This window comes from Plantactinospora sp. A48, from assembly GCF_055793945.1.
Genome location: NZ_JBTIXF010000174.1, coordinates 1 through 223, shown reverse-complemented (window position 1 = coordinate 223; position 223 = coordinate 1). Strand labels below are relative to the sequence as shown.

At 77.1% G+C, this 223-nt stretch carries 1 protein-coding gene; it reads left to right on the top strand.

From position 1 onward, the window contains the following. Positions 1 to 223, top strand: a 223-nt coding sequence (locus ACXN5W_RS30485; RefSeq protein WP_473161832.1) for a hypothetical protein, incomplete at both ends; no start/stop codon positions are given.

Sequence of the window (223 nt, the reverse complement as noted above, 5' to 3'; positions counted from 1 at the left end):
CGGGTGCTGTCGGTCCACTGCGCCGCCTTCGGCGAACGGCGCCGGCTGGCACCGCTGGCCGACCTGGTCCGGGTCGCAGTCGGGCTGCCGGCCGACCCGTCGACCGCCGCGACCCGGCCGGTCGTCGAGGAACGGCTGCGCCGGCTCGGCCAGCGGCTGGCCCGATTCCGTCCCGATCCGCCGCCGGTCGCCGTCGACCTGCTGCTGGGGTTGCTCGGGTACA